The organism is Streptomyces sp. NPDC059957 (assembly GCF_042730015.1).
GTDB lineage: Bacteria > Actinomycetota > Actinomycetes > Streptomycetales > Streptomycetaceae > Streptomyces.
Window position 1 is genome coordinate 72,362 of sequence record NZ_JBHWMB010000012.1, and the last position, 21,140, is coordinate 93,501.

General features: G+C 71.1%; 17 protein-coding genes and 1 pseudogene. 9 read left to right on the top strand and 9 right to left on the bottom strand.

From position 1 onward, the window contains the following. From ACFWBW_RS10915 to ACFWBW_RS10935, 5 genes are all read right to left on the bottom strand, one after another. Positions 1–1,218: a serine hydrolase domain-containing protein gene (locus tag ACFWBW_RS10915; protein WP_385370453.1), complete on the bottom strand. Its 1,218-nt coding sequence runs from the start codon at positions 1,216–1,218 to the stop codon at positions 1–3. Positions 1,219–1,364: 146 nt separating this feature from the next. After that, on the bottom strand, positions 1,365–2,069 hold the full coding sequence (locus ACFWBW_RS10920; RefSeq protein ID WP_385370455.1) for a response regulator: 705 nt from the start codon (positions 2,067–2,069) through the stop codon (positions 1,365–1,367). Next, positions 2,066–3,268 (bottom strand): sensor histidine kinase, encoded by a 1,203-nt coding sequence (locus ACFWBW_RS10925; protein WP_385370548.1) that lies wholly within the window; start codon positions 3,266–3,268, stop codon positions 2,066–2,068. The genes ACFWBW_RS10920 and ACFWBW_RS10925 overlap by 4 nt, the downstream gene beginning before the upstream one ends. After that, positions 3,268–3,957 carry a glycerophosphodiester phosphodiesterase gene (locus ACFWBW_RS10930; RefSeq protein WP_385370456.1) on the bottom strand — a complete coding sequence of 230 codons (690 nt, stop codon included), beginning with the start codon at positions 3,955–3,957 and terminating at the stop codon, positions 3,268–3,270. The genes ACFWBW_RS10925 and ACFWBW_RS10930 overlap by 1 nt, the downstream gene beginning before the upstream one ends. Positions 3,958–3,977: 20 nt before the next feature. Next, a complete protein-coding gene (locus ACFWBW_RS10935; RefSeq protein ID WP_385370458.1) occupies positions 3,978–5,003 on the bottom strand; it encodes an adenosine deaminase in 1,026 nt (341 codons plus the stop codon). Between the two features lie 121 nt (positions 5,004–5,124). Here ACFWBW_RS10935 and ACFWBW_RS10940 point away from each other — a divergent pair, with 121 nt between their 5' ends. After that, the gene (locus tag ACFWBW_RS10940; RefSeq protein ID WP_385370459.1) at positions 5,125–5,832 is read left to right on the top strand and encodes a DUF4190 domain-containing protein; all 708 of its coding nucleotides are present in this window, start codon (positions 5,125–5,127) and stop codon (positions 5,830–5,832) included. 103 nt (positions 5,833–5,935) lie between these two features. On the opposite strand, the pseudogene ACFWBW_RS10945 reads toward ACFWBW_RS10940, so the two are convergent. After that, a pseudogene (locus tag ACFWBW_RS10945) lies at positions 5,936–7,528 on the bottom strand (TROVE domain-containing protein); the annotation flags it as partial. Between the two features lie 448 nt (positions 7,529–7,976). Beyond that, a complete protein-coding gene (locus tag ACFWBW_RS10950; RefSeq protein ID WP_385370461.1) occupies positions 7,977–8,528 on the bottom strand; it encodes an NADAR family protein in 552 nt (183 codons plus the stop codon). A 194-nt stretch (positions 8,529–8,722) separates the two neighbouring features. Here ACFWBW_RS10950 and ACFWBW_RS10955 point away from each other — a divergent pair, with 194 nt between their 5' ends. From ACFWBW_RS10955 to ACFWBW_RS10990, 8 genes are all read left to right on the top strand, one after another. Continuing rightward, positions 8,723–10,249 (top strand): gamma-aminobutyraldehyde dehydrogenase, encoded by a 1,527-nt coding sequence (locus ACFWBW_RS10955; protein WP_385370550.1) that lies wholly within the window; start codon positions 8,723–8,725, stop codon positions 10,247–10,249. 51 nt (positions 10,250–10,300) lie between these two features. Next, complete coding sequence (locus tag ACFWBW_RS10960; protein WP_385370463.1) at positions 10,301–11,551, top strand: spermidine/putrescine ABC transporter substrate-binding protein; 1,251 nt, start codon at positions 10,301–10,303, stop codon at positions 11,549–11,551. Between the two features lie 113 nt (positions 11,552–11,664). Further along, on the top strand, positions 11,665–12,816 hold the full coding sequence (locus ACFWBW_RS10965; RefSeq protein ID WP_385370465.1) for an ABC transporter ATP-binding protein: 1,152 nt from the start codon (positions 11,665–11,667) through the stop codon (positions 12,814–12,816). Next, positions 12,813–13,742: an ABC transporter permease gene (locus ACFWBW_RS10970; protein WP_243337601.1), complete on the top strand. Its 930-nt coding sequence runs from the start codon at positions 12,813–12,815 to the stop codon at positions 13,740–13,742. The genes ACFWBW_RS10965 and ACFWBW_RS10970 overlap by 4 nt, the downstream gene beginning before the upstream one ends. Continuing rightward, positions 13,742–14,548 carry an ABC transporter permease gene (locus ACFWBW_RS10975; RefSeq protein WP_243337599.1) on the top strand — a complete coding sequence of 269 codons (807 nt, stop codon included), beginning with the start codon at positions 13,742–13,744 and terminating at the stop codon, positions 14,546–14,548. The genes ACFWBW_RS10970 and ACFWBW_RS10975 overlap by 1 nt, the downstream gene beginning before the upstream one ends. Before the next feature lie 22 nt (positions 14,549–14,570). Next, entirely contained in the window at positions 14,571–15,989 is a 1,419-nt protein-coding gene (locus ACFWBW_RS10980; RefSeq protein ID WP_385370468.1) for an NAD(P)/FAD-dependent oxidoreductase, read from the top strand. 177 nt (positions 15,990–16,166) lie between these two features. Beyond that, a complete protein-coding gene (locus tag ACFWBW_RS10985; RefSeq protein WP_385370470.1) occupies positions 16,167–16,631 on the top strand; it encodes a hypothetical protein in 465 nt (154 codons plus the stop codon). A 151-nt stretch (positions 16,632–16,782) separates the two neighbouring features. Beyond that, on the top strand, positions 16,783–18,594 hold the full coding sequence (locus ACFWBW_RS10990) for a chitinase (protein ID WP_385370472.1): 1,812 nt from the start codon (positions 16,783–16,785) through the stop codon (positions 18,592–18,594). Here ACFWBW_RS10990 and ACFWBW_RS10995 read toward each other — a convergent pair. Beyond that, complete coding sequence (locus tag ACFWBW_RS10995; RefSeq protein ID WP_385370473.1) at positions 18,579–19,139, bottom strand: phosphatase PAP2 family protein; 561 nt, start codon at positions 19,137–19,139, stop codon at positions 18,579–18,581. The genes ACFWBW_RS10990 and ACFWBW_RS10995 overlap by 16 nt on opposite strands. A gap of 453 nt (positions 19,140–19,592) precedes the next feature. Further along, on the bottom strand, positions 19,593–20,927 hold the full coding sequence (gene gabT / locus ACFWBW_RS11000) for a 4-aminobutyrate--2-oxoglutarate transaminase (protein ID WP_385370475.1): 1,335 nt from the start codon (positions 20,925–20,927) through the stop codon (positions 19,593–19,595). Positions 20,928–21,140: the final 213 nt, after the last annotated feature.

Consider the following 21,140-nt stretch of genomic DNA (forward strand, 5'->3'; position numbering starts at 1 on the left):
CTACTTGGCGAAGGCGGCCATGACGATGCCGAGGGCCACCGGGTTCATGTCCTGGCCCTTGGCATCGGTCGAGTTGACCGAGTACACGAGGGTGCGCGACAGGTCGCGGGTCCCGCCTATCGCCGTGTTGTAGCCGTGCCGGCCACCCGTCTTGCCCCAGGCGACCGTGCCGTCGGGCAGCGCGATCCGCGCCAACCCGGCCGTCAGCGTCGCGGCCTTGCCCGTGACGAAGTCCTTCACCCCGGGGACCGTGAACATCTCCTCGAGCTGCGCCGCAGGCACGAGGCGTCCGCCGAACAGGGCGACGGTGAACCGCTCCAGATCGGCCGTGGTGGAGATGATGTCGCCCGCCGCCCACCGGTCCGAGGAGTTCCACTCGGTCACGTCCCGCAGCTCGGTGGAACCGTCCTCCCGCGCCACCGCCTGGTACCCGTGGTTGTGGCGACCCGGCATGCGGGTCTGGAAACGGCCCGGGAACGAGGTGTCCCGCAGCCCCAGCGGCCGCAGCACCCGCGCCGAGACCGCCTTCTCGTACGTCGTGCCCGTCACCTTCTCGATCAGCACGCCCAGCACCGTGTAATTGATGTTCAGGTAGTGCTGGGCCGTGCCCGGGACGAACTCGGGGCTCTTGGCCACCGCGTCGGCGATCTGGTCGTGCGGATCGGTCACGTCGAAGCGGTGCTCCCACTGCGCTTCGAAGGAGTCGCCCGGACCGTCGGCCGCCGGTATCCCGCTGGTGTGGTTGAGCAGCTGCCGGACGGTGACCTCGCCGTAGGCCCCGGGGATGCTCCCGGGGAGGTACCGGCGGACCGGCGCGTCGAGGTCCAGCCGGCCCTCGGCCGCGAGCTGGAGGACCACCGCCGAGGTGAACGGCTTGGTCACCGACCCGGCCCGGAAGCGGCCCTCCCCGATCGCCTCGCGCCCGGTGCGGATGTCCGCGACACCGGAACTCCCCTGCCAGCCGCCGCTCGTGCCGCCCACCCGTACCAGCGCGGCCGTCGCGTCCTCGTGCCCCGCCCCGAGCCCCGCGATCGCCTGCTCCAGCGCTGTGGCGTTCGGCGGGGTCGAAACCTGCGGGGTCGAAACCTGCGGGGTCGGACTCTGCAGCGTGGCCGTGGCCGCCGAAGCCCGCGCCGGGGCGGCCTGGGCGACGGCCGGTCCGGCCGCGACACCCAGGACCAGGGCGGTGGCGATCAGCGTGCGGGTCGCTCGGTTCATGGTGGATCCCCCTGTCGGCTCTCCGGGCGACTTCCGCCCCGATGACCTCAATGCTGCCGGTCACAGGGGTAGTTGCGGATCACCACCGAGAGGGGTCTTTGCCGGTACGACAACTCACCACCGAGAGCGAGGAGATACGCCCCGTCTCACTCCCCAGAGGGAGATACCCCAGAGCCAGGGACCCCGGCGCCGGCCGCGATCAGACCCGTCTCGTACGCGCAGATCACCGCCTGGATCCGGTCCCGCAGCCCCAGCTTCGACAACACGTTGCCCACATGCGATTTGACCGTGTGCTCGCTCACCATCAGCTCCACCGCGAGCTCCGCGTTCGACAGCCCCCGCCCCAGGTGCAGCAGCGTCTCCCGCTCCCGGGCCGTCAGCACCTCCAGCCGCTCCGCGGACAGCGCCTCCCCGGCCGCCGGCCGCGCCGTCGCCGCCGTGTACTCCGCGATCAGCCGCCGGGCCACCGAAGGCGCCAGCAGGGACTCGCCCGCCGCCACCACCCGTACGGCGTGCACCAGGTCGTCCCGCCGCACGTCCTTGAGCAGGAAGCCGCTGGCCCCCGCGTGCAGGGCCTCGTACACGTACTCGTCCGAGTCGAAGGTCGTCAGCATCACCGTCCGGCAGGAGCTCGTCCGCGAGATCTCCCGGCACGCCTCGATCCCGTCCAGCACCGGCATCCGTACGTCCAGCAGCGCCACGTCGGGCGCGAGGGACCGTACCGCCGCGACCGCCGCCGCCCCGTCCCCGACCTCCGCCACCACCTCGATGTCCTCCTGGACGTCCAGGATCATCGCGAAGCCGCTGCGCACCAGTTCCTGGTCGTCGGCCACCACCACACGGATCGTCAATTCCCCACCTCCGCGCCCGACGTTACAAGCACCACCCGTACCTCGAAGCCGGTGCCGTCCGGTCCGGGACCCGTCCGGGCCGTGCCCCCGTGGGCGGCGGCCCGCTCCCGGATCCCGATCAGGCCGTGCCCGCCCGGTCGCGCCCGCGGCACGGAGACAGAACTCGTATCCGTCCCCGTACCCCGCCCGTCGTCCGTGACCGTCACCGTCAGCTCCCGGTCCCCGTACTCCAGGCGCACGGCCACCGCCGAAGCCCCGGCGTGCTTGACCACATTGGTCAGCGCCTCCTGCACCACCCGGTGCACCGTCGCCTCCAGCGCCGCCGGCAGGGCGCGCACCGAGCCCGTGCGCTCGTAGGTCACCACCGGCCCGCTGCCCCGGACCCGCTCCAGCAGCCCCGCCAGCTCCCCGATGCCGGGCTGCGGCGAGCGCGGCGGCGCCTCGTCGGTGCGCAGCACCCCCAGCATCGTGCGGAGTTGGGCCATCGCGTCGCGGCCCGTCTCCGCGATGGCCTCGAACGCGGCCTCGGCCCGCTCGGGGGCCCTGCGCACGGCCACCGGACCGGCCTCCGCCTGCACGATCATGATGCTCACCGCGTGCGAGAGGATGTCGTGCATCTCCCGCGCGATCCGGGCCCGTTCGCGGGCGGCCGCCTGCTCGGCCTCGATCCGGTTGGCCCGCTCCAGCTGGGCGGCCCGGTCCAGGAGGGCCGCCGTGTACGCCTGCCGGGTGTGCTGGAGCCGGCCCAGCGCGTAGGCAGCGCCCGAGACGAAGAGGGTGAAGAGCAGTTCGCGCGCGGTGGCGGTGTTCCACCCGACCGACAGGCAGACCGTGAGGACCGCGATCCCGCCCACCCCCAGCCGCACGCGGGCCGTGCACAGCAGGGCGACCGTGTAGAAGGCGATCAGCCCCGCGTACGGAAGCGGCTGCCCCGGTCCGTCGATGGTCAGTTTGTACGCGCCGCCGGCCAGCAGGATCGCGGTCAGCACCGCGACCGGGGCCCGCCGCCGCCAGATCAGTGGGAGCACGCCGAGCGTGGTCATCGCGTACGAGGCCCAGTCCGCGGGCGGCAGGTCGGCCGACCGGGGCACCACGAACGGCATCGTGACGGCCAGTTGCACCAGGAGCGTCAGCCCCAGGTCCTGCTTGCGCGGACCGGCATGCCGGACCCGCGCCCCGAGCTCCCCCCAGGCCCGCATCACCGGCCGAGCTCGGCCCGTACGGCTCCCAGCGCGTCCACCCGGCTCGTCGTGATCGAGTCCACTCCGGCCCGCACCATCGCGCGCATCGCGCGCTTCGTGTCCGGGGTCCAGGCCGACACCAGCAGGCCGTCCCGGTGCAGGGCGTCGACCAGTTCCGGGCCGACCAGCCCGAAGCGGTAGTTGAGCCAGGTCGGGGCCACCGCGTCGATCAGCACCCGGCGCGGGGGAGCCAGGGTGGTCCACGTCAGCGCGATCTCGGCCCCCGGATCGGCCGCGCGCACCGCCAGCATGGTGGCCGGGCCCGCGCAGTAGTACGTACGGTCGCGGGCCCCGCACTCGCGGACCTGGCCGACGACGGTCCGTACGGCCTCGGCCGTCGCACCCGGCAGATCGACCATGACCCGGCCCGCACCGGCGGCCGCCAGGGCCTCGCGCAGTGTCGGGATCCCGCCGTCCGTCAGCTCCCGCAGCTGCGGGGCCGTGACGTCTTCGAGCCGTACGTCATGGCCCCACAGCCGCTGGAGGTCCTCGTCGTGGAGCAGTACGGGCACCCCGTCGCGGGTCGTCCGCACGTCGATCTCCACCGCGTCCGCCCCCCGCTCGAAGGCGGAGCGGATCGAGGGCAGGGTGTTCTCGCGGACGCGGTAGGGATCCCCGCGGTGGCCTACGGAAGTCAGGGTGCGCATGCACCCATTCTGCTGGGGCGTCAGGAAGCCAGCCAGGCGGAGGTGTACGTGTCGATCTCGGCGGTGAGCTTCGCCTTGCCGGCCGGGTCCAGGAAGGAGGCCTCGACGGCGTTCTTCGCGAGCTGGGCGAGACCGCGCTCGTCCAGGTCGAGCAGCCGCGCGGCCACCGCGTACTCGTTGTTGAGGTCGGAGCCGAACATCGGCGGGTCGTCGCTGTTGATGGTGACGAGCACGCCGGCCGCCACCATCTCCTTGAGGGGGTGCTCGTCGAGGGTGGCGACGGCGCGGGTGGCGATGTTGGAGGTGGGGCAGACCTCCAGCGCGATGCGGTGCTCGGCGAGGTAGGCGAGCAGCTCCGGGTCCCGGGTGGCGCTGGTGCCGTGGCCGATGCGCTCGGCGCCCAGCTCGCGGATCGCGTCCCAGATGGTCTCGGGGCCGGTGGTCTCGCCGGCGTGCGGCACGCTGTGGAGTCCGGCGGCGCGGGCGGCGTCGAAGTACGGCTTGAACTGCGGGCGCGGCACCCCGACCTCGGGGCCGCCCAGGCCGAAGGAGACCAGGCCCTCGGGGCGCAGGTCCAGGGCGAGGCGGGCGGTCTCCGCGGCGGCTTCCTCGCCGGCTTCGCCGGGGATGTCGAAGCACCAGCGCAGGATCACGCCGAGCTCGTCCTCGGCGGCCTTGCGGGCGTCCTCGATGGCCTCCATGAAGGCCTTCTCGTCGATCCCGCGGCGGGTGGAGGAGTACGGGGTGATCGTGAGCTCGGCGTACCGGATGTTCTGCCGGGCCATGTCGCGGGCGATCTCGAAGGTGAGGGTGCGGACGTCGTCGGGGGTGCGGACCAGGTCGACGACGGAGAGGTAGACCTCGATGAAGTGCGCGAAGTCGGTGAAGGTGAAGTAGTCGGCGATGGCCTCGGGGTCCGTGGGGACCTTGGAGTCGGGGTGCCGGGAGGCGAGTTCGGCCACGATGCGGGGGGAGGCCGAGCCGACGTGGTGGACGTGCAGTTCGGCCTTGGGCAGCCCCGCGATGAAGGGGTGCAGGTCGGTCATGAGGGTGCCTCCGAAGGACGCGGTGCGGATGGAACGGGCTTCATCGTAGGCAGGACCCGCACCGCGGAAGGGGCTTGTCGCAGGCACCGCTTAGCATGGCCGTACGAGAGGGGGGCGCCGTATGACCGATCAGAGCCCCGAGTCGCGAGACCCCTGGGCGCCGCCGGAGCAGCCCGCGGTCGATCTGGGCAAACAGCAGGGCGGGCCGGGGGCGTCGGGGGCGCCGTCGGCACCGGGGGTGCACGACCAGCAGACCGTCACGGGGATGCCGGGGGCCGGAGGGATACCCCAGGGCACGCCCGCGCCCGGGCAGGCGCCCGGCGGGACGCCCGCCTACGGCTACCCGGCGCAGCCGGATCCGGCCGGGTACGGATACCCGGCCCAGCCGGGCGCGCCGCAGGCCCCGTACGGCGGCTACCCCGCCGACCAGGGCGTTCCGCAGCCGTCGTACGGCGGCCAGCCGGCCTATCCCGGGTATCCGGGATATCCCGGGTACCCGGGATACCGGCCCATGAGCAACGGCTTCGGCGTCACCGCGCTCGTCCTTGGGATCATCGCGGTGGTCAGCTGCTACCTGGGCCTGCTCTTCGGTGTCCCGGCCGTCATCTTCGGCGTACTGGCCCGCGGCAAGGCCAAGCGCGGCGAGGCCGACAACGAGGGCATGGCGCTGGCCGGCATCATCACCGGCGCGATCGGCATCGTGATCAGCTGCCTGTTCATCGCCCTCATGATCTTCGGTGTCATGCTCGGGGACGAGGGCTCCGATTCCGACTACGACTCGGACTACTCGTCTCCGTACGAGAACACGCAGGTCCTCCACCGCGGTTGATCCGCACGGCGGCAACAGCGGAAGGGCCGGGGGGGGACAACCCCCGTCCCCCCCCCGCCCCTCCCCCCTGTCTTTCGGCGGCCTCGCCCCCCTTCCCGGTCTCCCAGGGCCACCTGGCGTCCCGGCCGTCCTCGATCAGGGACACCATGCGGAAGGCCGCGTCGGTGAGCCCGCCGAAGGTGTGCCGGTTCGAGGCCCCGGAGGGCGCGTGGCCCACCTGGTAGCCGGCGAGGTTCCAGGTGTAGACGGGGACGGTGTCCGGCACCAGGGCGGTGGGGTCGCCGCCGTAGGAGTGCGTGGTCTGCTCGTCGGTGACGATCAGCACCCGGTCGTGCCCCGCGTAGTGCGCGGCCACCGCCTTCGCCGTGAGGGTGCCGCCGAGGTCCTCGAACCGCTCGAGCACCTTCAGCACCGACTCGCCCCGCCGGAAGCCGACCGCCTTGCTGGTGGAGCCGAACTGCACCAGGTCCGCGTCCTCGGCGCGCAGCGCCAGCGCCGTGCCGAAGACGGCCGCCGCGTCGGCCCGGTTGAGCTGCGAGCGGTCCGACAGCGGCGACCACATCGACCCGGACCGGTCCACCAGGACCAGCGTCCGCCCGGGCAGTGCCGGTACGTGGGCCAGGGAGTGGCCCAGCGCCCGCTCCAGCGGGTACGCCCAGCGCAGCGAGGGCGCGTGCTGGTGGGCGGCCAGGTAGCGGAAGGGGAACTGCCGGGCCCGGGCGACGGTCTGCGGGTCGGAGATCTTCGCCGCGACCCGCTCGGCCACCGCGTCCGACACCCCGGCCCCGTCGAAGTTGCGCAGGTTGCGCAGCAGCGCCATGGCTCCCATGGACGGGATGACCGCCTCCCAGGCGGCCGCGTCCATCGGCCCCTGCAGCCAGCCGGCCAGCGCCTCCCAGGTCATGCCCGCGGCGGCGAGCCGCTCGGCGCCGTCCGCGGCGGTGACCACGGCCCGGCGCTCCGCCACCGGCAGCTCCATCAGGGCCCGGTGCGCGAGCAGGGTGCGGTTGCCCGGCGGGACCTCGGCGGTCTCCGGGTTGTGCCGGCGGTCGAGGGCGTACCGGAACAGCTCGCCCTGCCAGGGCTTGTCCGGGTCGGGGGAGGCGTGCACGAGGTTGAGGACGTCGCCGAAGCGGTATCCCCGGGAGGCGGTGTCGTACTTCAGCAGCGAGGTGCCGGAGTAGAGGCGGCGCACGGCGTCGGCGATCCCGCGCTTGACGGGCTTGGGCACGTTCCGCCCGTACGTGGCGGTCCAGTAGCCGAGCAGCTCGCCGGGCTCGTCCGCGCGCAGCAGTACGGAGTTCACGACCTGCCGGTTCGAGGGTCCCCCGGTCGCTCCGGCGTCGAGCCGCGCCTTGACGTACTCGGCGGCTCCGACGAGCGAGGCCGTCCGCATGTTGCCGCCCTGGCGCAGCCAGCCGAGCAGGCCCGCGGTCCACTCGGGGTCCTCCACGGCGAGGCCGCGCACGAGCGCGGCGAAGCGGTCGTCGCGGGCGCCGCCGGACTCGTAAGCGGTCCGCTGTGTCACGAAGTTGGCGACGGCGAGCAGGAACAGCTCGGAGCGCGGATCGCGGACGAAGCCGGCACTGCCGTGTGCGTTGGCGGCGCGGCGGCCGGTCGAGCGGACCGGGGACGTGGGTGCGGCGGGTGTGGAAGCGGGCGCCGCCTTGGAGCGGAGCAGGTTGAAGCGAGCCATGGTGAATCCCCCCGAATTCAGTGGAAACCGGGGGAGGCGTGACGTGCGGAATGCCCGAGATCGAAGTCGGCGACGGACTATGTCGACTGCTCTATCCAACTGAGCTACCGGCCGGAGCCGGGCGGGATTCGAACCCGCGACCTGTTGATCCGGAAGTAACCGTTGCCTGCGCACCGGGCACTCCGCACGTGCGCCTCCCGAGGAAGAAGTGGCCGCGGCGTTGTTTCGTGGAAGAAGTAGCCGCGGCCGGCGCACCGGGAGGTGCGAACGTAGGTGTCCAGAGATCGAGGTCGGCGAAACCACGTGGTGCTCTACCAACTGAGCTACACCGGCCCGAAGCCGATGACGGGACTCGAACCCGCGGCTGCCCCATACAGTGGAAGTAAGTCTCACCTGCGCACCTGGACAAGGATCACGCTAGACGTACACCCCGGCGGGCTGCCAGCGATTAAAGCTCCGCCCGCAGCCGCTCGCGCGCCTCCATGAGCGCGAATCCCAGCAGGTTCAGGCCGCGCCAGCGCGCCGGGTCCAGCGCGCGCTCGTCGTCGGCGGCCAGCCCTATGCCCCAGATCCGGTCCATCGGGCTCGCCTCCACCAGGACCCGCTTCCCCGTCGAGAGCAGGTACGAGGTCAGCGCGGGGTCGGAGCCGAACTTGTGCACGCTGCCCTCCACCACCAGCGCGAACCGCTCCCGCTCCCACACCGCGTTGTCGAAGCCGCGCACCAGCCGCCCGGCCTTCTTCGCCTCGGCCGGAGTATTCGCCTCCAGCGCCGCCCGCTCGGCTTCGGGATCTTCGAACAGGCGCGCCTTTCCGGCCATCATCCAGTGCTCGGCGGTGGCGTACCGCACGTCACCCACGGTGAACTCGGACGGCCACCACTGACTGAGGCAGCTCGGTCCGAGCGTTCCGTCGGGCCGCGGGCGATGTCCCCAGAACGGCAGGAACTTCAGCCTTTCACCCCGGCTGACCTGCCCGATCAGTTCCTCGATGTTCTCCATGCATGCGAGTCTCGCAGGAGCACCGGACACTTCGTACGGGATTTCGGGCGCGCCTCGACACATGGTCGACCGATTCCGTCGCGTAATCAAAAGGCAACAACGGAATCACTTGGCCGAGGGGTGTACCTCTGCCAGGATCGGCACTCAATTCGAGCTGTAGCTCGAACTGTAGCTACGGAGAGCGTGAGAGCGTGATGGGCAACCGCTTCCAGGTCAAGGTCCAGGTCAAGGACCGATTCGCCGAAGGCGCGCAGTACATCGACGGGCAGCTGCGGCCCGGCACCTCAGGACGGTCACACAGCGTGATCGACCCCGCCACGGGCGAGGAGGTGCTCACCTACGAGCTGGCCTCCACCGCCGACGTGGACGCCGCCGTCGCCGCCGCCAAGCGGGCCTTCCCCGGCTGGTCCGGGGCCACCCCCGGGGAGCGCTCCGACGCGCTGCACCGGCTGGCCGGCGTGCTGGCCGAGCGGGCCGAGGAGTTCGCGTACGCGGAGTCCCTCCAGTGCGGCAAGCCGGTCAAGCTGTCCACGGAGTTCGACGTGCCGGGGACCATCGACAACACCGCCTTCTTCGCGGGGGCCGCACGCCACCTCCAGGGGCAGGCCGCCGGCGAGTACTCCGGGGACCACACCTCGTACGTACGCCGCGAGGCGATCGGGGTCGTGGGTTCCATCGCGCCGTGGAACTATCCGCTGCAGATGGCCGCCTGGAAGATCCTTCCGGCGATCGCCGCGGGCAACACCATCGTCCTCAAGCCCGCCGAGCTCACCCCGCTGACCTCCCTGATGTTCGCCCAGGCGGCCAAGGAGGCGGGCCTGCCCGACGGCGTGGTCAACATCGTCACCGGCGCGGGCCGGGACGCGGGCGAGCACCTGGTCGGCCACCCGGACGTGGTCATGACCTCCTTCACCGGGTCCACCGCCATCGGCAAGCGGGTCGCGGAGATCGCCACCGCCACCGTCAAGCGGCTCCACCTGGAGCTCGGCGGCAAGGCCCCCTTCCTCGTCTTCGACGACGCCGACCTGGAGGCCGCCGCCAACGGCGCCGTCGCCGCCTCCCTGATCAACACCGGCCAGGACTGCACGGCCGCCACCCGTGCCTACGTCCAGCGCCCCCTGCACGACGCCTTCGTCGCCCGGGTCGCCGAGCTGATGGAGACCGTCCGCGTCGGAGACCCCTTCGACCCGTCGACCGACCTGGGCCCCCTGGTCTCGCACGCCCACCGCGACCGGGTCGCCGGTTTCGTCGAGCGGGCCCGTGCGTACGCCACCGTCGTCACCGGCGGTGAGATCCCGGGCGGAGAGCTCGCGGACGGCGCGTACTACCGGCCCACGCTGATCTCCGGCGCCGCCCAGGACAGCGAGGTGGTCCAGTCCGAGATCTTCGGGCCGGTCCTCGTGGTCCTGCCCTTCGACACCGACGACGAGGGCATCGCGCTGGCCAACGACACCCCGTACGGTCTCGCCGCCTCCGCCTGGAGCCGGGACGTGTACCGGGCGAACCGCGCCACCCGGGAGATCCAGGCGGGCTGCGTCTGGGTCAACGACCACATCCCGATCATCAGCGAGATGCCGCACGGGGGCTACAAGGCCAGTGGCTTCGGAAAGGACATGAGCACCTACTCCTTCGAGGAGTACACGCAGGTCAAGCACGTGATGTACGACAACACCGCGGTGGCCGCGAAGGACTGGCACCGCACGATCTTCGGGGACAGATAACCAGTCGCCGCCCGACCAGCGGCCCGCACCCATCCCGAAAGGGCACCTCCCATGGAGCAGTTCGAGCCCGACCGCCTCTCGGCGGCGCAACTCGCCGCGATGCGGCGCAGCCTCACCACCGGGCGCGGCGCCCTCACCCGCCGCTCCGTGCTGCGCGCCTCCGGAGTCGGAGCGCTCACCCTCGGCGGCCTGTCCGCGCTCGCCGGCTGCGGCATCCCGCCGGCCAAGCGCGCGGAGGGCAACGCCGCGGCCTCCGACGACCACTCGGCGCAGGAGAAGGAGATCAACTTCTCCAACTGGACCGAGTACATGGACACCAGCGAGGACGAGAAGTCCCGTCCCACGCTGGAGGAGTTCACCAAGCGGACCGGCATCAAGGTCAAGTACACCGAGGACATCAACGACAACGTCGAGTTCTTCGGCAAGATCAAGCCCCAGCTCGCGGCCGGCCAGGACACCGGCCGCGACCTGATCGTCGTCACGGACTGGCTGGCCTCGCGCATCATCCGGCTCGGCTGGGCCCAGAAGCTGGACCCCTCGAACCTCCCGCACGCCTACGCCAACCTGATCCCGCAGTTCCGCAGCCCCGACTGGGACCCGGGCCGCGCGTACAGCTACCCGTGGACCGGCATCAACACCGTCATCGCCTACAACACCAAGGCGACCGGCGGCAAGAAGGTCGACTCCGTCACGCAGATGCTGGACGACCCCTCCCTCAAGGGCCGCGTCGGCTTCCTCACGGAGATGCGCGACAGCGTCGGCATGACCCTGCTCGACCAGGGCAAGGACCCGGCGAACTTCACCGACGCCGACTACGACGCGGCGATCGGCCGGCTCCAGAAGGGCGTGGACAAGAAGCAGATCCGCCGCTTCACGGGCAACGACTACACCGCGGACCTCGACAAGGGCGACCTCGCAGCCTGCCTCGCCTGGGCCGGCGACGTCATCCAGCTCCAGGCCGGCAACCCGGACATCCAGTACGCGATCCCGGCGCCCGGCTACATCACCTCCAGCGACAACCTGCTGGTCCCCGTGAAGGCCCGGCACAAGGCCAACGCCGAGCGGCTCATCGACTACTACTACGAGCCCCCGGTCGCCGCCCAGCTGGCCGCGTACATCAGCTACGTCTGCCCCGTCGAGGGCGTCAAGGACGAGCTGGCCAAGATCGACCCGGAGCTCGCGGACAACGTCCTGATCGTTCCCGACAAGGCGATGGCTGCCAAGTCGCACGCCTTCCGCTCCCTCACCGGTGAGGAAGAGACGGCGTACGAGGAGAAGTTCGCCAAGCTCATCGGAGCCTGACGGGTCCCGCCGCCGTCCCCGCCGGCACCGGAACCCCGTGCCGTCCCCGCCGGCACCGGAAACCCGTACCGGCACCTGCCCCTTCCACGACACACCACCGAAGGCCCAGGCCCATGACTGACAAGACCGAAGGCGGCGACGTCCGCCTCGCCGGGATCAGCAAGCACTACGGATCCTTCACCGCCGTGCACCCGCTGGATCTCACCATCCCCCAGGGGTCCTTCTTCGCCCTGCTAGGCGCCTCGGGCTGCGGGAAGACCACGACCCTGCGCATGATCGCCGGCCTGGAGGAGCCCTCCACCGGCACCGTCAGCCTCGGCGACCGCGAGGTCACGCACCTGCCGCCGTACAAGCGCCCGGTCAACACGGTCTTCCAGAGCTACGCCCTCTTCCCGCACCTCGACGTCTCGGAGAACATCGCCTTCGGGCTGCGCCGCCGCGGCATCAAGTCGGTCAAGAAGCAGGTCGACGACATGCTGGAGCTGGTCCAGCTCGGCCAGTTCGCCCGGCGCAAGCCGCACCAGCTCTCCGGCGGCCAGCAGCAGCGCGTCGCCGTCGCCCGCGCGCTCATCAACCACCCGCAGGTCCTGCTCCTCGACGAGCCGCTCGGAGCCCTCGACCTCAAGCTGCGCCGCCAGATGCAGCTGGAGCTCAAGCGGATCCAGACCGAGGTCGGCATCACCTTCGTGCACGTCACGCACGACCAGGAGGAGGCCATGACCATGGCCGACACGGTCGCCGTGATGAACGGCGGCCGCGTCGAGCAGCTCGGCGCCCCCGCCGAGCTCTACGAGAACCCGAAGACGACCTTCGTGGCGAACTTCCTCGGCACCTCCAACCTCATCGAGGCCGAGGTCCTGGAAGCCGGCGCGTCCGACGTCGTCGTCTCCTCGGCCGGTACGAAGCTGCGCGTCCCGGCGGCGCGATGTTCGACCACGCCCCGCGCCGGCGGCAAGCTGCTGGTCGGGGTGCGCCCCGAGAAGATCTCCCTGGTCCACGCGGACGCCGAGGACACCATCGAGACCGGCCGCAACAAGGTCGCCGGCAAGATCGTGGCCTCGTCCTTCATCGGCGTCTCCACCCAGTTCGTCATCGACAGCCCGGTCTGCCCGGAGCTGGAGGTGTACGTCCAGAACATCGAGCGCGACGCCCGCCTCACCCCCGGCGCCGACGTGATACTGCACTGGAACCCGGACCACACCTTCGGCCTGGACGCGGCCCAGGACATCGACGCGGGCATCGAGACGGTCGGGGAGGGAGCGTGACGGCCCCCGCGACCCTGCCCGAGGTCGCAGTATCCGCCGAGCCCCCGGTCCACAAGCCGTCCCTGAAGAAGCGCCTGGTCCCGTACTGGCTGCTGCTCCCGGGCATCCTGTGGCTGCTCGTCTTCTTCGTGCTGCCGATGATCTACCAGGCCTCGACCTCGGTGCAGACCGGCTCCCTCGAAGAGGGATTCAAGGTCACCTGGCACTTCCAGACCTACTGGGACGCCTTCACCGAGTACTACCCGCAGTTCCTGCGCTCCCTGCTCTACGCCGGCACCGCGACCGCGCTCTGCCTGCTGCTGGGCTATCCGCTGGCCTACCTGATCGCCTTCAAGGCGGGCCGCTGGCGCAACCTGCTCCTGGTGCTGGTCATCGCCCCGTTCTTCACCAGCTTCCTGATCCGCACCCTCGCCTGGAAGACGATCCTGGCCGACGGCGGCCCGGTGGTCGACGTCCTGAACACGGTCGGCTTCCTGGACGTCACCAGCTGGCTCGGCATGACCGAGGGCGACCGCGTCCTCGCCACGCCGCTCGCGGTCGTCTGCGGTCTGACGTACAACTTCCTCCCCTTCATGATCCTTCCGCTCTACACCTCGCTGGAGCGCATCGACACCCGCCTCCACGAGGCGGCCGGGGACCTGTACGCCCGTCCCGCCACGGTCTTCCGCAAGGTGACCTTCCCGCTGTCCATGCCGGGCGTGGTCTCCGGGACCCTGCTCACCTTCATCCCGGCGAGCGGCGACTACGTCAACGCCGAACTGCTCGGCTCCACGGACACCCGCATGATCGGAAACGTCATCCAGTCGCAGTACCTGCGCATCCTCGACTATCCGACGGCGGCCGCGCTGTCCTTCATCCTCATGGCCATCGTGCTGGTCATGGTCACCATCTACATCCGCCGAGCGGGGACGGAGGACCTGGTCTGATGAAGAGCGCCACCACCTGGCTGCGCCGCAATCTCGTCGTGATCGCGGGGCTCGGCACGCTCGCGTACCTGATCCTGCCGAACGTCGTCGTCACGGTCTTCTCCTTCAACAACCCCACCGGGCGGTTCAACTACGCCTGGCAGGAGTTCTCCCTCGACGCGTGGAAGGACCCCTGCGGGGTCGCCGACATGTGCGGGTCCCTGTCCCTGTCGCTGCAGATCGCCCTGTGGGCCACCATCGGCGCGACCGTGCTGGGCACCGCGATCGCCTTCGCGATGGTCCGCTACCGCTTCCGCGGGCGCGGCGCGGTCAACTCGCTGATCTTCCTGCCGATGGCCATGCCCGAGATCGTGATGGCCGCGTCCCTGCTGGCCCTCTTCCTCAACATGGGCATCCAGCTCGGCTTCTGGACGATCCTGATCGCCCACGTCATGTTCTGCCTCAGCTTCGTCGTCGCCGCCGTCAAGGCCCGGGTGCTCTCCATGGACCCGCGCCTGGAGGAAGCGGCCCGCGATCTCTACGCCGGACCCGTGCAGACCTTCCTGCGCGTCACCCTGCCGATCGCGGCCCCCGGCATCGCGGCGGGCGCGCTGCTCTCCTTCGCGCTCTCCTTCGACGACTTCATCATCACCAACTTCAACTCGGGCAACACCGTCACCTTCCCCATGTTCGTGTGGGGATCGGCCCAGCGCGGTACGCCTGTACAGATCAACGTCATCGGCACCGCGATGTTCGTCATCGCGGTCCTGGTGGTGCTGGCCGGCCAGATGGTCGCCAACCGCCGCAAGAAAGCACAGCCCAAGTAACACCTGTAGGGAGTTGGAAGACATGGCCCCAGACGCCATGCGCACCGCTGCACGATCTCTTTCCGAAGCGAAGCCGGTCTCGTACTGGCTGGACGACCCCGGCAAGCCCGCCGCCGAGCCCGCCCTCACCGGGGACGAGCACTGCGACCTGCTCGTCATCGGCGGCGGCTACAGCGGCCTGTGGACCGCGCTGCTCGCCAAGGAGCGCGACCCCGCCCGGGACGTCGTACTGATCGAGGGCCACGAGGCGGGCTGGGCCGCCTCGGGCCGCAACGGCGGCTTCTGCGCCGCCTCCCTCACCCACGGCCTCGCCAACGGGATGGCCCGCTGGCCGGACGAGCTCGCCAAGCTGGAAGACCTCGGAGTGCGCAACCTCGACGCCATCGAGGAGGCGGTCGCCCGCTACGGCATCGACTGCGACTTCGAGCGCAGCGGCGAGATCGACGTGGCCACCGAGCCGCACCAGGTCGCGGAGCTCCGCGAGTTCCACGCCGAGGCCGAGCGGCTCGGCCTCGCCGGCCGCTCCGAATGGCTGGATGCGGACGCCGTACGGGCCGAGGTCGACTCCCCGACCTTCCTCGGCGGGATCTGGGACCGCGACGGCGTCGCCATGCTCAACCCGGCGAAGCTCGCCTGGGGCCTGAAGCGGGCCTGCATCGAGCTGGGCGTACGGATCTACGAGAACACGCGCGGGCTGGACCTGGCCGGCTCGGGGGAGGGGATGGCCGTGCGGACCCCGTACGGGCGCGTCTTCGCCCGCCGGGTGGCGCTGGGCACCAACATCTTCCCGTCGCTGGTCAAGCGGGTGCGCCCGCTGACCGTCCCGGTCTACGACTACGCGCTGATGACCGAGCAGCTGACCGAGGAGCAGCTCGCCTCGATCGGCTGGAAGAACCGCCAGGGCCTCGGCGACAGCGCCAACCAGTTCCACTACTTCCGGATCACCCCCGACCGGCGGATCCTGTGGGGCGGGTACGACGCGATCTACCCGTACGGCGGCAAGCTCGACGCCGAGCACGACCACCGGCCCGAGACGTACCTCAAGCTCGCCGAGCACTTCTTCACCTGCTTCCCGCAGCTGGAAGGGGTGAAATTCAGCCACGCCTGGGGCGGGGCGATCGACACCTGCTCGCGCTTCTCCGCCTTCTTCGGCACCGCCCACGCGGGCAAGGTGGCCTACGCGGCCGGCTACACCGGGCTGGGCGTCGGGGCCACCCGCTTCGGCGCCGACGTGATGCTCGACCTGCTCTCCGGGGAGAAGACCGAGCGCACCGAGCTGGAGATGGTCCGCTCCAAGCCGATGCCCTTCCCGCCCGAGCCCTTCGCCTGGACCGGCATCACGATGACGAAGTGGTCGCTGGCCCGGGCCGACCGGATGGGCGGGCACCGCAACCTGTGGCTGAAGACGCTGGACCGCTTCGGTCTCGGCTTCGACAGCTGAGCCGAATGGTGTGGTGATCGGGTAAGAGATGCCCGCGCGCCCCGGGCGCACACCGCCCCCGGCCGTGTGACCCGGTTCACTACTACGGAGTAGGGAAACCCGCGTCATACCTGCGCCCGGCTCCGCTCTCTCCTGTGAGAACGCTTCACCTCACCCACAGAGAGCGGAGGCCGGGCGATGACGATCCCGGGGGACAAGACGGCAGTGGAATGGCTGGTCTCGGTGGCGCCCGATCCGGACGCCTGCCGGTGGGAGTGGGAGCGCAACCCCCTCGGGGTCGCCCTGCTGCCCGCCGGCCGCCGGTGGGACGTGCTGATCCTGCCGGGGGAGCTGGGACACACCACCCTCGAAGTGCTGGACTCGCTGCTGGAGCGGCCCGGCCCGGTGCTCGCCGATTTCGGCGACTCCAGGCTGGGCTTTTTCGTGCCCCCGGGCACGGCCTCCCGCTGGGTCGGGACGGGCGTACGGGGAGCCGGTCACGGGACCTGGATCGTGGTCCCGTACCCCGGCCGGGCCACGGGCGGGGTCCGCTGGCTCGTGGTCCCGGACGGGCGGGGCACGCTCACCGATCCGGTGGTGCTGGAGCTCGCGATGCACGAGGCCGCGGCGCGCGTCGTGGGGCGGGGAGGCGGGAAGTCTTGACAAGGGTATTGGTCTGGACCATCTTGGGCGCCGCTGTGCCTTCCCCCGCCGCTTCCCCACCAGCGGCCCGGCTCCATCCCCCCATGCACCGGAGGCAGTTGTGCGCCCCACTCGTCCTGCCGGCCCCACCCGCCCCACCAGACCCACCGTCATGCGCTCCGTGCTGTCCCTCCTTACCGCTGCCGCCCTCGCGGCGGCGGGCCTCCTCGCCACCGGCCAGAGCGCCGCGGCGGCCGACGCCGACCTCATCCGCAACGGCGGCTTCGAATCCGGCCTCGACGGCTGGAGCTGCTCGGCCGGCAGCGGAGCCGCCGTCAGCACCCCGGTGCACGGAGGAACTTCGGCCCTCAAGGGCACCCCGGCCGGGCAGGACAACGCCCGCTGCTCCCAGACCGTCACCGTCAAGCCCGACTCCGCGTACACGCTGAGCGCCTGGGTGCAGGGTGCGTACGTCTACCTCGGCGCGACCGGCACCGGGACCACGGACCCGCAGACCTGGACGCAGACCCCGGGTGCCTGGAAGCAGCTGAGCACGAGCTTCCGTACCGGCGCGAGCACCACCTCGGTGACCGTGTACACGCAGGGCTGGTACGGCCAGCCGCCGCAGTTCACCGACGACGTGACCCTCGTCGGCCCCGACCCCGGCGGCTCCGGACCCGGCCCCCAGATCCCGGCCGCCCCCACCGGGCTCACCGCCTCCGCCGGCTCCTCCACCACCGTCGGCCTCTCCTGGGCGTCCGCGACCGGGGCCACCTCGTACAAGGTCTACCGGGACGGCGCGAACCCGACCACCGTCAGCGCCACCTCGGCGACGGTCACCGGCCTCACCGCCTCCACGACCTACTCCTTCCAGGTCAGCGCGGTCAACGCGGCCGGCGAATCCCCCAGGAGCGCGGCCGTCCCCGTGACCACGCCCAGCGGCGGCGGCAACCCCGGCAACCCGGGCCTGCCCGCCCACGCCCTGGTCGGCTACCTGCACGCCAGCTTCGCCAACGGCTCCGGCTACGTCCGGATGGCCGACGTGCCCGCCTCGTGGGACGTCATCAACCTGGCCTTCGGCGAGCCCACCTCGGTCACCTCCGGTGACATCCGCTTCCAGCTCTGCCCGGTCAGCGAGTGCCCGACCGTCGAATCGGCCGCGGAGTTCAAGGCGGCCATCAAGGCCAAGCAGGCCGCCGGGAAGAAGGTCCTGATCTCCATCGGCGGCCAGAACGGCCAGGTCCAGCTGGGCACCACGGCGGCCCGCGACACCTTCGTCGCCTCCGTCGGCAAGATCATCGACGAGTACGGGCTCAACGGCCTCGACATCGACTTCGAGGGCCACTCGCTCTCCCTGGCCACGGGCGACACCGACTTCCGCGCCCCCACCACCCCGGTGATCGTCAACCTGATCTCGGCGGTGAAGACCCTGAAGGCCAAGTACGGCCCGGACTTCATCCTGACGATGGCCCCCGAGACCTTCTTCGTCCAGCTCGGCTACCAGTTCTACGGGTCCGGCCCCTGGGGCGGCCAGGACCCGCGCGCCGGCGCCTACCTCCCGGTCATCCACGCCCTGCGCGACGACCTCACCCTGCTCCACGTCCAGGACTACAACTCGGGCTCGGTCATGGGCCTCGACAACCAGTACCACTCCATGGGCGGAGCCGACTTCCACATCGCCATGACGGACATGCTGCTCACCGGCTTCCCGGTGGCCGGCAACACCGCCCGCGTCTTCCCGGCCCTGCGCGCGGACCAGGTCGCCATCGGCCTGCCGGCCACGACCAACGCGGGCAACGGCCACACCTCCCCGGCGGAGGTCAACAAGGCACTGGACTGCCTGACGAAGAAGACGAACTGCGGGACCTACCAGACCCACGGCACCTGGCCCGCCCTGCGCGGCCTGATGACCTGGTCGATCAACTGGGACCGCTTCGGCAGCTGGGAGTTCTCGAAGAACTTCGACGCCTACTTCGGCGGCTGACCGGCACCTTCACCATCGGACGCGGCGGGTCCGGGGCGCACACGCCCCGGCCCTGCCGCGCTTCGCACCGCGAGCAGCAGCGGGGTGCACATCAGGAGGCTGGCCAGGACGTCCAGGGGCCAGTGGTAGCCGCGCAGGATCAGCCCCGTCGCCGTCACGGCGGTGAGGGCGGCCGCGAGGGGGAGGGGCCAGCGGCCCCGGGCGTACGGGCGCACGAGCAGGGCCGCGCCCACGTACGCCACGTACGCGGTGGCCGTGTGGCCCGAGGGGTAGTAGCCGGAGGCCCAGGGCTCCAGGGGGCCCGGCCGGCCGGTCCACTCCTTCAGCGGGACGACCAGGGCCGGCACCAGCGCCATGGCCAGCGCCGCGGCCGCCGCGCCCCGGCGGTTGCCGCGCCACGCGGCGTGGCAGACCGCGAGGAGCAGGACGGGGACCGCGACCGGGACGTTGCCGAAGTCGGAGAGACGCTGGGTGACCGCGTCGGGGACGGTGCGCACGAGCGCCCGGCTGATGGCGGCGTCCGGGACCAGCAGGGGCCCGGACACGAGGACCTGCCAGGTGATCAGGGCGAAGAGCGCTACGCAGAGTGCGGAGATCGCGTAGGCCGCCGAGGTCCCGGAGATCCCGGAACGGAGAGTGGCCGGCCGCCCCGGAACAGGGGGGGTGGTTCCGGGGCGGCCGCCCGGATCGGGTTGCCGGGCGCCCCGGGGGGTTTGGGGCGTGCGGCCGTCCGATCGCTGAGGAGTGTGCGCGAACGCATGCCCAGTGCGGCGCTGGGGAAGCCCGGTACTGGTGTCGCCCCCGGTTTCCCGGAAGCGGGGTGTCTCACTCATCTGCAGAAACCGTACGGCAGCGGAAGGGGGACCGACAGCAGGAAAACGCTCCCGCCATCGGCCCCCCACACCTTCTTCACAGCGCCCGCCCGTTACCCGCGGTAGTGAACGCTTGGTGATCGAGGATCGCGCCTCTGCGTTCTACCGTCCGCGTCAGACGTTCGATCAGAGGGTCGCGAACGCGGCCTCGATGACGTCCAGGCCCTCGTTCAGCAGGTCCTCGCCGATGACGAGCGGCGGCAGGAAGCGGAGCACGTTGCCGTAGGTGCCGCAGGTGAGGACGAGCACGCCCTCGGCGTGGCAGGCCTTGGCGAGCGCGCCGGCCGCCTCCGGGTTCGGGGTCTTGGACGCGGGGTCCTTCACGAGCTCGATCGCGATCATGGCGCCGCGGCCGCGGATGTCGCCGACGATGTCGTACTTCTCCTGGATCGCCGTCAGGCGGGCCTTCATGATGGACTCGATCTTCTTCGCCGCGGCGTTGAGGTCGAGCTCCTTCATGGTCTCGATGGAGCCGAGCGCACCGGCGCAGGCCACCGGGTTGCCGCCGTAGGTGCCGCCCAGGCCGCCGCCGTGCACGGAGTCCATCATCTCGGCGCGGCCGGTCACGGCGGCGAGCGGCAGGCCGCCCGCGATGCCCTTGGCGGTCGTGATGAGGTCGGGGACGATGCCCTCGTCCTCGCACGCGAACCACTGGCCGGTGCGGCAGAAGCCGGACTGGATCTCGTCGGCGACGAAGACGATGCCGTTGTCGTTGGCGAACTTCACGATCGCCGGGAGGAAGCCCTTGGCCGGCTCGATGAAGCCGCCCTCGCCGAGCACCGGCTCGATGATGATCGCGGCGACGTTCTCGGCGCCGATCTGCTTGACGATGTTGTCGATCGCCTGGGCGGCGGCCTCGGGGCCGCAGTTCTCGGCGCCGGTCGGCCAGCGGTAGCCGTAGGCGACCGGGACACGGTAGACCTCGGGGGCGAACGGCCCGAAGCCCTGCTTGTACGGCATGTTCTTCGAGGTCAGGGCCATCGTGAGGTTCGTACGGCCGTGGTAGCCGTGGTCGAAGACGACGACGGCCTGGCGCTTGGTGTACGAACGGGCGATCTTGACGGCGTTCTCGACGGCCTCGGCGCCGGAGTTGAACAGCGCCGACTTCTTGGCGTGGTCACCCGGGGTGAGCTCGGCGAGGGCCTCGCAGACCTCCACGTAGCCCTCGTAGGGGGTGACCATGAAACAGGTGTGGGTGAAGTCGGCGAGCTGCGCGGCGGCGCGGCGCACGACGGCCTCGGCGGAGGCGCCGACCGAGGTCACGGCGATGCCGGAACCGAAGTCGATCATGCGGTTGCCGTCGACGTCCTCGATGATGCCGCCACCCGCGCGGGCCGTGAAGACGGGGAGCACGGAGCCCACGCCACCGGCCACCGTCGACAGACGGCGAGCCTGCAGCTCCTGCGACTTGGGGCCGGGGATCGCGGTGACGATGCGGCGCTCCTGCGGGACAGCGGTCATAGGGGGCTCCTGGGGGGTGGGGGTGTTTTCGGACGCACTTGTGTCTTTGTCCGCAGGCTAGGCCCGGGAGGCGTGGTCCTGCATGCTCCGTTCGGGAGTGGTGCCCGCGTGTCCTTGTCCGTGACGGCCATAGGAAGGAATCCGCGCAGGTCTTGTGGATCATGACCGGGTACGGGCCGCGCGGCGGCGACGGCCACTAGATTGAGCGCGCAG

Coding starts and splice junctions, on each gene's coding strand:
- ACFWBW_RS10980 (WP_385370468.1), top strand. CDS start 14,571: ATGGCCCCAGACGCCATGCGCACCGCTGCACGATCTCTTTCCGAAGCG.
- ACFWBW_RS10990 (WP_385370472.1), top strand. CDS start 16,783: ATGCGCTCCGTGCTGTCCCTCCTTACCGCTGCCGCCCTCGCGGCGGCG.
- ACFWBW_RS10975 (WP_243337599.1), top strand. CDS start 13,742: ATGAAGAGCGCCACCACCTGGCTGCGCCGCAATCTCGTCGTGATCGCG.
- ACFWBW_RS10940 (WP_385370459.1), top strand. CDS start 5,125: ATGACCGATCAGAGCCCCGAGTCGCGAGACCCCTGGGCGCCGCCGGAG.
- gabT (WP_385370475.1), bottom strand. CDS start 20,927: ATGACCGCTGTCCCGCAGGAGCGCCGCATCGTCACCGCGATCCCCGGC.
- ACFWBW_RS10915 (WP_385370453.1), bottom strand. CDS start 1,218: ATGAACCGAGCGACCCGCACGCTGATCGCCACCGCCCTGGTCCTGGGT.
- ACFWBW_RS10960 (WP_385370463.1), top strand. CDS start 10,301: ATGGAGCAGTTCGAGCCCGACCGCCTCTCGGCGGCGCAACTCGCCGCG.
- ACFWBW_RS10930 (WP_385370456.1), bottom strand. CDS start 3,957: ATGCGCACCCTGACTTCCGTAGGCCACCGCGGGGATCCCTACCGCGTC.
- ACFWBW_RS10950 (WP_385370461.1), bottom strand. CDS start 8,528: ATGGAGAACATCGAGGAACTGATCGGGCAGGTCAGCCGGGGTGAAAGG.
- ACFWBW_RS10925 (WP_385370548.1), bottom strand. CDS start 3,268: ATGCGGGCCTGGGGGGAGCTCGGGGCGCGGGTCCGGCATGCCGGTCCG.
- ACFWBW_RS10985 (WP_385370470.1), top strand. CDS start 16,167: ATGACGATCCCGGGGGACAAGACGGCAGTGGAATGGCTGGTCTCGGTG.
- ACFWBW_RS10955 (WP_385370550.1), top strand. CDS start 8,723: ATGGGCAACCGCTTCCAGGTCAAGGTCCAGGTCAAGGACCGATTCGCC.
- ACFWBW_RS10935 (WP_385370458.1), bottom strand. CDS start 5,003: ATGACCGACCTGCACCCCTTCATCGCGGGGCTGCCCAAGGCCGAACTG.
- ACFWBW_RS10965 (WP_385370465.1), top strand. CDS start 11,665: ATGACTGACAAGACCGAAGGCGGCGACGTCCGCCTCGCCGGGATCAGC.